General features: G+C 55.4%; 7 protein-coding genes. 3 read left to right on the forward strand and 4 right to left on the reverse strand.

All coding sequences use genetic code 11. From position 1 onward, the window contains the following. Positions 1–89: 89 nt before the first annotated feature. Positions 90–863, forward strand: a complete 774-nt coding sequence (locus WKI47_RS18670) for a hypothetical protein (protein WP_340228684.1) — start codon at positions 90–92, stop codon at positions 861–863. Between the two features lie 332 nt (positions 864–1,195). Here WKI47_RS18670 and WKI47_RS18675 read toward each other — a convergent pair whose 3' ends face one another. Both WKI47_RS18675 and WKI47_RS18680 read right to left on the reverse strand, forming a co-directional pair. Next, positions 1,196–5,029: an alpha-L-arabinofuranosidase C-terminal domain-containing protein gene (locus WKI47_RS18675; protein ID WP_340228685.1), complete on the reverse strand. Its 3,834-nt coding sequence runs from the start codon at positions 5,027–5,029 to the stop codon at positions 1,196–1,198. Positions 5,030–5,261: 232 nt separating this feature from the next. After that, a complete protein-coding gene (locus WKI47_RS18680; RefSeq protein ID WP_340228686.1) occupies positions 5,262–5,801 on the reverse strand; it encodes a hypothetical protein in 540 nt (179 codons plus the stop codon). 771 nt (positions 5,802–6,572) lie between these two features. Between WKI47_RS18680 and WKI47_RS18685 the strand changes: the two genes are divergently transcribed. Then, positions 6,573–8,354 (forward strand): glutamate synthase subunit beta, encoded by a 1,782-nt coding sequence (locus WKI47_RS18685; protein ID WP_340228687.1) that lies wholly within the window; start codon positions 6,573–6,575, stop codon positions 8,352–8,354. A 564-nt stretch (positions 8,355–8,918) separates the two neighbouring features. Here WKI47_RS18685 and WKI47_RS18690 read toward each other — a convergent pair. Together WKI47_RS18690 and WKI47_RS18695 are read right to left on the reverse strand one after the other, a co-directional pair. Continuing rightward, positions 8,919–11,702 (reverse strand): glycoside hydrolase family 3 C-terminal domain-containing protein, encoded by a 2,784-nt coding sequence (locus WKI47_RS18690; protein WP_340228688.1) that lies wholly within the window; start codon positions 11,700–11,702, stop codon positions 8,919–8,921. Between the two features lie 173 nt (positions 11,703–11,875). After that, positions 11,876–13,096, reverse strand: coding sequence for an MFS transporter (locus WKI47_RS18695; RefSeq protein ID WP_340228689.1), 1,221 nt, complete (start codon positions 13,094–13,096; stop codon positions 11,876–11,878). Between the two features lie 236 nt (positions 13,097–13,332). Between WKI47_RS18695 and WKI47_RS18700 the strand changes: the two genes are divergently transcribed. Beyond that, on the forward strand, positions 13,333–13,779 hold the full coding sequence (locus WKI47_RS18700; protein WP_340228690.1) for an Lrp/AsnC family transcriptional regulator: 447 nt from the start codon (positions 13,333–13,335) through the stop codon (positions 13,777–13,779). Positions 13,780–13,800 lie beyond the last annotated feature (21 nt).

Below are 13,800 nucleotides of genomic sequence, written 5' to 3' on the forward strand. Positions count from 1 at the left end.
CACTTTTTTTCATAAGATGGGTGATCGGGTATTTTACCCTTTAGACCGGTTATGGATACAAGCTTTTGTCACGAAAAGGAGTGGAGAAGATGTTCGGACTGTCCGACCTGCTCTCGTTGATCGTATCGGCGTTTATCATTTTGCCTGTCGTCGTGTTTTTCCGGGAAGCGGGGTATCTGCTCGGCAGTGTGTTGTTCGGTGCGGTGAATCCGCGGATCACGCTCGGTTCCGGGCCGCGGTTGTTCAAAATCGGCATCCTCGACGTGCGTCGCTATTATCATCTGTACAGTTGGTTCTCGTACGACGAATTGAAACGGGAAAGCCGCTTTGCTTATATCTGCCTGTATGCGGGGCCGATCCTAGCGAATTTAACGCTGGCGTTCGTGATCAATATGCTGCTGGCCAACGGGATCATCGACTGGCGGGAGACGTTTTGGGATCGGCTGGTGTTTTATGCGTTTTATTACGCCTTGTTCGATATCGTACCGATGCGCACCACCAACGGCAAGCCCAATAACGGCAAGATCATATCCGACATGCTGCGCTACGGACGCCGAACCGACTACAACCATGAGCCGTTTCTTCCTTCGACCAGCGAGAGTGAGGAGTTGTACGCACAAGAGATGGAAGCGATTCGGGAGCATGAGGATCAAGATCCCGTTTTGCAGAGGAAAAAGGCTCGCTGGAACAAAACGAAGCAACATTTCGGACGTCTCGGCCAGCGCGTTTATATGAAAAAGAAACCCAAAACGATGCCGCCGGAGCCAAAAAGGTCTTTTTCCGAGAGCGGGGAAAATGAGGACGACGAAACAAGTGCGGAATTGCAATTATTTTGCGAAAAATCGGGGCGAAAAAGAAAATAAGTGCGCAGATGCACTTATTCGATGCCCCAAACGCGAAATCGCGAAAAAAGCCGGAATTAGTTGCATCTGCGCACCTATTTGTTCGAAACGACGGAATCCGAGCAAATTAGTTGCATTTGAGCATTTATTTAAGCTGGAACAGACTGTCCAACATACATGAAAAAGAGCTGCCCGCGCCGGGTTGCGTTCCGGCTCGGAGACAGCTCTTTTTGACGCGCTTGAACATCATATAGGAAAAACCGAGGAGCGGCCGGGATTTCTGCGCGCGACCTTGCCTAACCTTCTATCGCGCGTATTCCGGTTAGCGGAAAACTCTCACCGGCGCCGACCTTTTAGCCGATAAGATCCAACACCGCCACGCTCACCGAATTCGCGGGCAGGTTCAGCACCGCCGTGCGGCCTGACGTCGCGGCTTCAAGCATAAACCCGCTCTCCACCGGCACAACCTGCTCCGCGTTTTTCTTATTCACGTTCGGCACGTTAAGCAGCGAAGCGTCGCCTGTCAGCGTCACGAGCTTGGCTTCGGCGGAGAGGTTCAATCCATCGAGATTCAGACGCGTCTGTTTCTCCACGCCGTCCGCGTTCACCAGCTTGATATAGACATGCCGCGCATCTGCCGTTACCGAGTGGAAGACGTCGCGGTTGTAGGCTTCCAGCTTGTAATCCAGCACTTTGCTGGTCCAATCGCTTGCCGGATCGGCATAGGAGCAGATCAGATGACGACCGTCGCGGCCGCCATAGTTGACGGTGATGGCATAGTCGCGGCCGTCTTCAAGCGCTTCATAGCTGGCTGCGCGCAGATTGCCTGCTGCCGTGCTGGATGAATAATCGCCGAGCGTGTAGCCTTCGATCCCCTGCTTGTGCACCTTCACGCCAGTTGCGCTGCCGCCGTAGCCAATCGCGTATTCCAGCACGTCTTTGTTATCCGGCGTGATGTCGGTCAGGCCGACGCCGACGTAAAAACCGCCGTTACCGGACAGACGCTTGGCGTTCACTTCTACCGTATAATTCGTCCATTCCGGGTTCAGCAGATACAGGCCGCTCAATCCGCTTCCTTCCGCCCGCAAAATGAGACCGTCTTTTTCAGTGATACGATAGTCGGCCGACCCTGGGATCAATTCCCACGGCGTCTCCCAATCTTCGCGCGCATTCGAACTGCCCGTATCGAACACGTTTTCCCTGAAATCAAAATCCAACAGCACTTTGCCGTCGGCGTTCGAAATCACTTTCACGCTTTTCACCGCGATCTCCGCGTCTTCCGCCGCAATCTCGATCCCTCCGCGAGGAATCAGATCTGTCGGCTTGCCGCCACGGTATGTCGAGAACGAGGTCGGCAGCACCTTGTCGCCCAGGTATTTCGCGTACATCTGCTGCACGTAATAGTTCGGCGTGAACCAGACGCTTTCGTCGTCGAACCAGATGCAGTCCGGCGTCCAGCGGTAGGTGCCGTCGGTCAGCACTTTGTTGAACAGCGGCGCGTAAGCGGCCAGACGCACGACGTCCGCGTTGTTTTCGAATCCGGTCATGATCGCCGCTTCCGCCACCGCGCCCGCCAGCGTATTTTTATCCGTGGACGCGTATTCGCCGACGAATACTTTCGAAGTCTCGCGCCAATCGATACTGCCGTCCTCCTGTTGCGCACGGAAGTAGTAATTGTAGCGATCGACGTTGTTCAGTAGATAATCGTTCGAACGGTAATAATGCTCGTCGGCGATCGTGTCCATGTAATTCGGCTGCTTGGCGTACCAGCTCACCTGTTCCGCAATCACCTTGTCCCGATCCGCAAACTCTACCTCTGCCGAGCCTTCCAGATTGCCGCTCAGGAACTTCCATCCTTGTTGATACGCGTCGTCGTCGGCCTGCGCGCCAACCGTTGAGATGACGTATAGCTCATGCTCCGGGTAGTGTTTTTCCATATACTCGTCGATCCGCGTCTTGAACACTTCGAAGTTGGCGAAAAACTCGTTGCCCCAGTTCTCGTTGCCCACGCCCAGGTAACGCAGGTCGAACGGCGCTTCGTGACCCATTTTCCGGCGCATGTCGGCCCATTCATTGCCTTCAAAGTCCATGCTGATCGCGAAGTCGATCAAATCCGTGAAGTTTTGGATGTACGTTTCGCGCAGCTCGCCACCAGCCGGATGCGCATAGTCGGAACGGGCCTGACATAGCACGCCGCACGCCATGACCGGAAGCGGAGTCGCGTTCAGGTCTTCGGCCAATTGGAAATACTCCATGTAACCGAGGCCCATCGTCATCATATAGCCCCAGACGTTGAAGTTTTCTTTGCGCAGCTCGACCGTGTCCACGGAGTCTTTCCAATCGTACACATTGTCCCAAATAAACGAACCTTCGGAAATGCAGCCGCCGGGGAAACGCAAGAACTTCGGATGCAGACCCGCCAGTGCTTCGACCAGATCGCGGCGCAGGCGGTAGTTGGGATTGCCGACGTAATTGGCGTGCGCGGACGGGGAATCCGGTTCTTCGTCCGCTCCCCATACGTCTCGCGGCGTAAGCGACACCAGCTCGATCGAAATCTCGCCTTCGAAGGTCAGCGCAAGCTGGCCGAGAACGTTTTGCGAACCGGTAAGCGCCAATGTAGAAGTCGTAACGCCGCCTGCCGGATACGGGATGCCGTACTTTTTCCACGTACCGCCGCCTTCGATCTTCACGGTAACGATCTCACTTGCGGCTTCGCCTGACGGATCTTGCAGTTGCAGCGTGATAACCCCTTCTTGCTCGGCTTTGGCCCAGACCGTGAAGTCGTACTTGGCACCCTGACGGATATTCATTGCGTAGCCGCCGTTGGTATCGTTGAATCCTCGGTTATAGATCGTCGCGCCGTCCGCTACGGTGACATAATAGCTGTTCACGTCCGGGTCGGAGGAACCGAGGAATTGTCCGAGCGTATCCGCATTCTGCGGCGTCATCTGATCGATATCGCCGTACCACCACAGCAGCGGCTGGCGATTGCGTCCGGTCGAGCAGCCGCAAGCGCCGGAAGCATGGGAGTAGGTATCGAATTCGAAAGCTTCAAACGAACGGTTTTGCACCATTTCCGCATAAATTCCGCCGTCGGCCGCATTGTTGATATCCTCGTAAAAAAGTCCGTACATCACTTCGCTAACGTCCACCACGCCTGCAATCTGTTCGCCGCCGTGCACCGTGATCGTATACGGCGGAAGTTCGGCGGGAAGCACGGAAACGTCGAAGCTGCGCTCCACCTGTCGGTTGCCTACGGTTAACATGGCGGTTAACGTTGCGGCTTGCGGCTCTCCTACGCCTTGCGGCCATACTTTGCCTTCGTCCGATACGGCTTCCGGTTGATCGGAGGTCCAGCTCACGTCGACTTTCCCACCCATCAGAGACGTCGGCAAAGACACATCGCTAGTCAAAATGCTTGTCGGGAACGCCAGATACTTATCCGCCGCCAAGCGTACGATTTCTTCATCCGTCAACGATTCGCACATGACTTCGATCACTTCGTCGGCCGATAGTCCTGCTGAGTAAACGCGGAAATCGGAGATCGAACCCGCGAAATCATCGTCCGCCGCAAACTGCGAACGTCCGATATAGTTGCGGGTGTAGTTGCCTTCTTCCGCAAAAGTATCGAACCAACGACGGAGCTGCGCATAATTCCCGCTCGACGTCTGGCTGATCGAGCCGTCGGCCGCCGCTTCGCCGTTGACGTACACGATCGGACCTGCGCTGCTGAGCGTTCCGCCTTCCGTCCCGATGACGCTCATTGCCACGTGCATCCATTCGCCGCGCACGAATCCGCGTCCCGGATCGGCAACCAGATCGCCGCTCGCGGACAGCGTTGCGCGCATGGCACGGGTCAGGAACAAGGAAGCGGCACCTTCGCTTTTGCCAAAGTCGCATATCCGTTCCCACACGCTGGTGCCTGCGTCAAAGCGAACCCAGGCACTTACCGTCACCCCGGTGTGATCGCTTACATCTTTGAGCAAATTGCTAGGCAGCTCCAGGTAAGAGGACCCGCTGCGGCCCCCGCCGAACGTTACCGCAGGTCGGCCCGCAACGTTAGAGACGACTGGAAGCTGACTTCCTGAAGGTCTCGCATCCTGCTCTCGGCCGGAATGGTCCCGCCCGATCGTCGAAGACTCGTCAAACTTGTACCATGCAATGAGTTGATCGCGGAAAGAGGTCATGAATATTCTCCTATCAGTAATAGATTTCTGATTTAAGTTAATATAATAGTTAATTAATTTGTTATATATAATTCTTTGATTAATCATATCGTGTTGTACGTACAACTTCAACCCTAAATTACATACGCAAAAAAAGCCTTGAACCGGAAGCGCGAGGCGTCCCCGTTTGGCAAGGCTTTTGCAAATCGAAATTAAGCAGTGGGATTTTACCTGACATCAATATCGAACAGCGTTAACGATTCGCCGATTTCCGTTCGGCTTCCAATTGCTCAAGCACCGAGATCACCGTTTGCGTTCGATCATACTCGGCATGATCCTCGGCCAGACTTTTTTCCATGTCGATCACGGTTTGAAGCGTAGTTTCATTTTCCGGCTCTTGGAGCTTTTCTCCCATCAAGATACGCACTTTGTTGATCGACTGCTCGGTTGATTCTATACTGCGCTTCAGACTTTCCGCTCGTAGTTTTTGCTGTTTGAGCTGCCCGGAGATCGTATCCGGCGACTCCGATAAGCTGATCGTGCCGTTTTCCGTCAACGAATATTTCACGCCGGCGATTTCTTGCAACGAGCGAACCGGCACATAAGCTTTGCCTTGCACGGCGATCGCTTCGGCAACCGGCGTTCCGCCGCGCTCCACCGCCAGCAGCGCCGTCACTTTTTGTCCGATTAGCCCCGATGAAGAAGCTGCGGCCGTTCCTCCGAACAACAGAAATCCGATACTCAAGCCGATAATCGTCGTGTTTTTTCGTTTGTTTGTCTGTTTGGTGTTCATGTGAAACCCTCTTTTCGTTGTTCTTTTTCCCGAATTTGATCTGGATTGTGATTGCTCCCGTCTATTAACGCGCGATCCGTATCAATCGTTATCGCATTTCGATATTGAAAAAAGTTTTTTGGGAGATTATGTCCGGGCTTATAAAGCTACTCACGGACCCAGCAGATCCATGCGCAAGGGTGTGAACGTATCCAGCGGCGTCGAACTCCTGGTTCGGCAAAGGGTATCGAAATAAGTGCTCTCGTACACTTATTTTAAGAAAGATCGCGTAAAAACCTATAAGATCGAGAAATTAAATGTATATCCATATCTATTTTCTCTAGGGCGTGTCTTCAAACCTCGATGGAAGCAGATTTTGCCGAATTTTCGTTCTCATCAAGGAACTTTTCCGAAGGCATGCCGGGGCACGTCAAGGGAAAGTGACGTAGAGGAGGGCGAAAAGGCAGCTCAAGATGCACGTCGCCTGAGTTTGCGTACACGCCCTAAACAGCAAGTTTCAAATCCAATACGTGTATAAACGAACTTATTCTCAAAATTTCATCACTTCCATTCTCTTCAACGTGACTTACTTCATGACGGTTCACGGATACAACTGATAATCTGAATACATTTCATAGGTAAACAATGCGCGAGCGCAGAAAATAGCGGAAAGGTTGATTTTAAAATACTGACGGTCGATGTCCGGCTCATCCTTTCTCCCTTTACAGCATGAATGAAGCATCGGGCAGACGCGGAAGATACTTTGACTCTATCCATCGGAGGTTTGCAGATATGGGAAAAGCGACGGGCTTTCTGGATTATTCACGCGTGACGCCAAGCGAAGACGGGGCACTTGAACGGATCGAACATTGGAATGAGTTTGCCGAAAAAATGGACGGGGAGCATCTGCGCCAACAAGCGGCACGCTGCATGGATTGCGGCACGCCCTACTGTCACGCCGGACGGATCTTGTCGGGAATGGCCGCGGGTTGCCCGCTCAACAATCTGATTCCGGAGTGGAACGATCTGGTGTTTCGGGGCGATTGGCGAAATGCACTGGATCGGCTGCATAAACGAAATAATTTCCCGGAGTTTACCGGACGGGTCTGTCCCGCTCCGTGCGAAGGCTCCTGTACCGGCGGGCTGATCGGCAGTCCGGTAACGATTAAGTCGCTGGAAAAATCGATCGTGGACCGCGGCTTCGAAGAAGGCTGGATCGTCCCCGAGCCGCCGCTGCGGCGTACAGGCCGGAAAGTCGCCGTGATCGGCTCCGGTCCTGCCGGATTGGCTTGCGCCGCGCAGTTGAACAAAGCCGGTCATACGGTAACGGTCTACGAACGGGCCGATCGGATCGGCGGATTGCTGACCTACGGGATTCCGAATATGAAGCTGGAAAAAAAGACGGTTCAACGACGGGTGGATTTACTGGAGGCGGAAGGGATCGTTTTCGTCACCAATACCGAAGTGGGACGGGATATCCCTGTATGGCAGGTTCGCGCGCATCATGACGCGATCGTGTTGGCGGGCGGAGCGACAGCGGCCCGGGAATTGACGATCGAAGGGCGCGGATTGGATGGCATTCATCAGGCGATGGATTATTTGACGGCAAGCACGAAGAAGATGCTTAGCGACAGCGGATCGTACGCCGATAGCGGCGAGAAACGGACGAACGACGACGGCCCTGCGAAGCAGGCCACCCGCCGGACTCTCGACCTCAATAACGGCGCGACGAATCGCGAACGCTATTCCGCGTTCACAGCGAAAAAAGAACTGTCCGCCGCGGGACGCGACGTGGTCGTGATCGGCGGCGGCGATACGGGCACGGACTGCGTGGCGACGGCGCTGCGCCAGGGCTGCCGCAGCGTCGTGCAGTTGGAGATTATGCCGGAGCCGCCTTCGGCGCGGCCTGCGGACAATCCGTGGCCCGAGTATCCGCGGGTAAAAAAAACCGATTACGGGCAGCGCGAAGCCGAAGCGGTGCAGGGTCAGGACCCTCGGCGTTACATGACGTCCGCCAAGCGATTCCTGAGCGAGACGGGCGAATCCGTCTGCGGCGTGCAGACGGTCCGGATCGAATGGCGATCCGGACCTGACGGCAGGCCGATGCCGTACGAAGTGCCCGGTAGCGAGGAAGTATTCCCGGCGCAGCTGGTACTGCTGGCACTTGGCTTCACCGGGCCTGAGCAGCTGCTGCTTCAGCAGCTGGAGTTGGAGAGCGATGCGCGCTCCAACGTGCACACCGGCGGGCACGGCCGGGAATGGGCCAGCCGCGGCGAAGCGGCGGCTTGGCGGGCTCGCGGGGCGACGAGCTTCGGCGCAAGCTCGGCCGAGGCAGGCGGAGCGGGACGCGGAGTGACGCGCCTTCCATTCGGCGCGTCTTCCAGCCCGGCCGGCCTGGGAGGGCCGGGCAGCAGTGATCCAGTGGCGTTCTTGTACGCCACCAGCGCCGAAGGCATCTTTGCGGCGGGCGATATGCGCCGCGGGCAAAGCCTGGTGGCCTGGGCGATCCGCGAAGGCCGCGAAGCTGCGCGGGAGGTCGACCGCTATCTGACAGGCGGGACGGGGCTGCACTAGCGACTAGCGAGCAAGAATGCAGAGAGCTTCAGGTCGATCGACTGATCATTCCTGCGAAAAAGCAACAATTGCGCGCGAAATCTATAAAATAGACCTGTTTGGGCCGAAATTGTTGCTCATATGCAGGAATGATGCGAGTTTGTGCGAAATTCGCTCCGAATTGTTGCTTAAAGGCAGGAATGATTGCGGCAACAACGCCGCCATGCCCTTTTCAAAAAGCCGGAAATCAAAAACGACCCCAAAGTCCGCATGTACGCGGAAAAAGAGGTCGTTTTTTAATACGCATTCTGTTTCAAACAAACATTAGAATTTAAAAGTTAGAAGTTATTAGGGCGTGTACGCAAACTCCGCCGGGAGCAGATTGAGCTGGATTTTCGTTCTCAGCAAGGAATTTTTCTGAAGGTGTGCCGGGGCACATCAAAGGAAAATGACGCCGAAGAGGGCGAAAAGACAGCTCAAGATGCACGTCGTTGAGTTTGCGTACACGGCCTAGAAGCCGGAAGTTAAACGTTAGACTTTATAAGTCAAAAGTCGAAATCTGATCCAACTCAACCTGTTAAACCGTTAAACTGCTTTAAACTCCACCGCGCCCAGTTGCAGACCCGGCTTCGTGAACTCGACTTCGAGTTTGTAGCTGCCTTTTTCAAGCTCGATCGTAACCAGACGCTGCTTCAGCCAACGGCCTTGCGTTCCGTTCATCTGCACGGTGGTCAGCACTTTGCCGTTCAGCAGCAGGTTGCAGGCGCTTTGCGCGAGTTCCGGCTCCGGCGACATCACGTTGACAGCGACGCGGTAAACGCCTGCTTGCTCGACGTTCAACGCGACGATTCCGTCGGTGATCGGCGTCGCTTCGCCTTCCGCGGCGATCGAGACCGCTTCCGTCGCAGTCAGCGATACGTCAGCGGCGAACTTCTCGATCTTCTCTTCCGTGCGTTCTCTGGAGAAGACCGGAGCGTTCATGATGAAGCTGCAAATATTTTTCGCGCTGCGTTGCAGTTCTCCGCGCGTGACCGTACCATTTTCCAATGATTCGATCGTGTTGTCGCCCCAGATGTTGGTCTCCGCGCCGTAGTTCATCACGACCATGTACAGATCGTTTTGCGCGCGTACCATGAAGTTGGTGTTTTTGCGATCCGCTTCGCCGCCGTTCACCGAATCGTTCATGATCGCCCACCAGTCGGTCATGACGATGCCGTCGAAGCCCCATTCGCCGCGCAGAATCGTCGTATTGAGATCGTAGTTCGACGCCGCCCAGTGGCCGTTGATCGGGTTGTACGAAGTCATGATCGAATTAGCGCCGCCTTCGCGGACCGCGATCTCGAAGCCTTTCAGATAAATCTCGCGCAAAGCGCGTTCGGACACGACCGCGTTGACTTTGCTGCGATACTGCTCTTGGTTGTTGCAGGCAAAATGCTTCAGCGTCGCGTTCGAGCCGCCTTTCATAATGCCGCGCACGCAGGCTGCCGCAAATTCGCCCGAGATGATCGGATCTTCCGAGAAGTATTCGAAGTTGCGTCCGTTCAGCGGACTGCGACGGATGTTCAGACCCGGTCCGAGCAGCGCGTCCACGTTGTTCAGCAGCAGCTCCTGTCCTTCCAGCACGTACAATTCTTCAACGAGTGCTGTATCCCATGTCGCCGCGAGCAGCGTGCCGATCGACACTTGGGTCGCCTGGCCGCCGCTGTCCATCCGGATACCGGAAGGGCCGTCCGCCGTACACGCGACCGGAATGCCGTAACCGAGCAGCGCGTCGCTGACGCCGCCGAACGCGGACGCCGTGCCTGACGTGACGAGCGGGCTGCTCATGCCTTCGCCGCGTACCAGCGTCGCCAATTCGTCGTTGCTAAGCTGTGCCACGAAGTCGTCCATCGACGCCGTACCGTTTTTGACATCCTGAAGCTTGATGCCCCGGTCTCCGGTCTCGGCCAGCGATTTCGGCAAACGATCTTGAATCCGCTGCGCCATGTCCACTTTGCGGGTCGGCACGCCTTCGTTGACCAGCTCGTACGTGCCGTTCTCGTTGCGCGTACCCGGCTTGATACGGGAAAACTCTTCCACCGGAGCCATCGCTTCTTCGAACTGCGCCACGACGCGAAGTTCGTTCACGATGTAGCCGTCGGCGCCGTCCACTTGTACCGTCGCGGTCTGCTTGGCGCTCGAACCGACATGCAGCAGGTACGTGCCTTCTTCCAGCACGTAAGCGTGCGCATGGCCCGTCACGCCGGAATCGTCGTACGAAGCCAATTTGTCGACCGGGAAGCTCAACGTCAGACGCTCCGATTCGCCCGGTTTGAGCGATTTCGTTTTGCCGAACGTGACGAGTTTCAGCACCGGTTGTCCCAGACGTCCTTGAGGCGCTTCGACATACAATTGCACGACTTCTTTGCCTTCGAACGTATCGCCCGTATTCGTGACCGTTACGCCGACTTCGATCCATTCCGCGCCGTCTTTTTGAATCGCGGTTGCGGCTTCCGGCGTTTGGCTGAACGTGGTGTACGACAAGCCGAAACCGAATTCGTACTGAACTTTTTCCGGTAGAAACGTTTCGAAGTACCGATATCCGACGTAAATGTCTTCTTCATACGCGCTTCTGAATTCGTTGCCGTAGTTGCCCGTGGACGGATAATCGTCGATCGAATACGCGATGGTATCGGTCAGCTTGCCGCTCGGCGTCACGTCGCCGGAGAGCACGTCCGCGATCGCGTTGCCGCCTTCCATTCCGCCGTGCCACGCATAGACGACCGCCGCGATCGGATGCTTGTACGAAGATTCTTTGACCCAGCTCATGTCCACGATGTTCGAGACGTTCAGGACGACGATCGTTTTTTCGAAATGGTTGGTGACTTGAGTGAGCATATCCAACTCTTCCGGCGTCAAACGGTAGCTGCCCGGCGCGTCCGCGTTATCCTGGTCTTCGCCCGCCGTGCGGCCGATCACGACGATCGCTTTGGACGAGTTCGAGCGCGCGCTTGCGACCCGTTCGTCCGTCAAAGGCATTTCTTTCTGGTGCCACGGTTCCGCCGCCCAGCCGCCTCCGCCGTTGTCGAACGGGTTTTCCTCGATCCATTTCGCGTACACGGACGCCAGTTCTTCGTTCACTTGCACCGAAGGTTTGCTCCGCAGCCCGTCCAGCAGATTGGTCGTATGCGACACATGCACGCTGCCGCCCGATCCCGTGCCGCTACGGTAATAGTTAAGCTGCACGCGTCCGAAGATCGCGACATTTTCGCTTTCCCGGATCGGCAGCGCCTCGTTTTCGTTTTGAAGCAGCACGGCGCCTTGAGCGGCTACCTTTCTGCTGAATTCCGCAAAGCCTTTCAGAGGTCCTCCGACATTTGTTTGGCTCAAAATATTCCCTCCCGAATTCTGTGTGTGTGGTGTTTCCGGCACGCGTATGTTTCTTTGTGTGCGTCGATCCGAATTATCGTTGATCGCGCTTTCCGAAAACCATTTCGTAAAGTTCAGGAGCACACCGCGCATCTTTCTCCACTATAAAGAATAAAAGGGGATGAAGTAAAGCTTTATCCCTTCGACCGAAGCGGAAAACCGTGTGTTCGCGCTGTCGCGGCCGTCAGCAAACCGCCGAGCGCGACGAGTACGCAAACCGTCGGAAGCCGCTCTGCCCCGCCGGTTTGCAGCAGCAGCGCCCCGACGACTCCGCCGCTTCCGATTGCCAGATTCCAAGCCGTAACCAACATGGCTTGGACCAGATCGACCGCAGAGCCGGCCGCTTCCGCGGCTGCCGTTTGCAGTAACGTGGCCGCTCCGCCGAACGTGATTCCCCATGCCGCAATCGCGACGCTCACGACGACGGGACGATCGGACCAAATACCGAGCGCGAGAGCCGATAAAGCAAATCCCGCCAAACTCGACAGGACAAGCTGCCGCAATCTTCGGTCGATGCCTATCCCGATCAGCCAGATTCCGAGTATCGCGCAAGAGCCGAACAGCAGCAGCAGCCGGTCCACGCGGCCGTCCAGCCCGGACAAAGCCAGGTAAGGAGCGATATAGGTATACAAAATATTATGCGCCAGCATCCAAGCGACGACCGTGATCAATATCGGACGAACGCCGGGCGTGACGAAAGCCTGACGGAGCGATAGCGGAGCATTCGAGGGCTGTCCCGGTACCGAAGCAAACTTCCGGCTTATCCATGCGGCAAGCAGCAGCGCGATCAGCGAAATAATGCCGAACACCGCGCGCCAACCCCATAATCCTCCGATGAACGTTCCGAGCGGTACGCCGAACGCGAGTGCCAACGGCGTGCCGCTCATCGCGACAGCTAGCGCACGGCCGCGCAAATGCTCGGCGACCATGAATCGGGTATAGCCGGCAAGCATTCCCCATAACAAAGCAGCCGCGACGCCCGCGCAAAAACGCGCTGCCAAAATGACGGCATAAGAAGAAGACAAGGCCGTGACGGCATTTGCCGCGGATAAAACGAACATTCCTAACATAAGCAGCTTTTTTCGATCCCAGGCCGACGCGGCTCGCATGATCGGAATGGCGCACAGCAGCGATCCGAGCGCGTAAGCGGTAACGAGTTGTCCTGCCCCGCCTTTTGAAATGCGTAGATCGGCTCCTATCGGAATCAATAATCCTGCTGGGACAGCTTCGGCCATGATAGCCAGAAATCCTGCCAACGCCAGCGCCGCCAAATTGATCCAGGGCAATCGATCCGCGGGAGACGTTTTTTTCGATGCCGGGGTTTCTTCCCATTTTTCGGGCAATCGGACTCTCATGTTTTCACGCCTTTCCTTCAATATTCGTGCTTGTTCATTTTAGATAATCCCACCTTGCTTTTACATGGCAAACTCACTGTATATACGCCTTGAAAGCTGTAAAAGCAAGGTTTTTTGTTCATAATAAATTAAAAATAAAAGTGTATCCGCATAATTGACGTTTATACCGTAAATCGTTAGAATTTTTCTGACTGTCTGCAAGAAAAGCTAGATTGGTTGCGAAGAGGAGGTGCGGCATGGATAACGTGGATAAAGAAATACTGGTTCAGTTGCAGGAAGACGCGCGCTTGTCGATGACGGAACTGGGAAAACGCGTAGGCTTATCGCAACCCGCCGTGACGGAGCGCGTTCGGCGGTTGGAAGAACAAGGAGTGATCGAACAGTATCGAACGGTGTTGTCGGGCGAAAAGATCGGCAAACCGACGACCGCTTTTATTTTGTTCAGTACGCTCCAATGTACCGAGTTCGTGGAGTTTTGCCGCCAAAACCCGAGAGTCGTCGAGTGCCACCGCGTGACAGGCGAAGCGTGTTACCTGATCAAAATCGCGGTCGAATCCAATCGCGAAATCGAAATTTTCGAAAACGAGGCTATGCCTTACGGGCATTTCAAAACGCTGATCTCGCTTTCTTCCCCCGTGCTTCACAAAGCGCTCGTTCCCGCAGAATCACGGATACGAGCCTGACCCGTTTGTTCGCGAAAAAAC

This window comes from Saccharibacillus sacchari, from assembly GCF_037722395.1.
GTDB classification, from domain to species: Bacteria; Bacillota; Bacilli; order Paenibacillales; family Paenibacillaceae; genus Saccharibacillus; species Saccharibacillus sacchari_A.

Bases quoted from the DNA above. Each gene is read 5' to 3' on its own strand.
- WKI47_RS18700 (WP_340228690.1), top strand. From the start codon at position 13,333: ATGGATAACGTGGATAAAGAAATACTGGTTCAGTTGCAGGAAGACGCG.
- WKI47_RS18675 (WP_340228685.1), bottom strand. From the start codon at position 5,029: ATGACCTCTTTCCGCGATCAACTCATTGCATGGTACAAGTTTGACGAG.
- WKI47_RS18685 (WP_340228687.1), top strand. From the start codon at position 6,573: ATGGGAAAAGCGACGGGCTTTCTGGATTATTCACGCGTGACGCCAAGC.
- WKI47_RS18695 (WP_340228689.1), bottom strand. From the start codon at position 13,096: ATGAGAGTCCGATTGCCCGAAAAATGGGAAGAAACCCCGGCATCGAAA.
- WKI47_RS18680 (WP_340228686.1), bottom strand. From the start codon at position 5,801: ATGAACACCAAACAGACAAACAAACGAAAAAACACGACGATTATCGGC.
- WKI47_RS18670 (WP_340228684.1), top strand. From the start codon at position 90: ATGTTCGGACTGTCCGACCTGCTCTCGTTGATCGTATCGGCGTTTATC.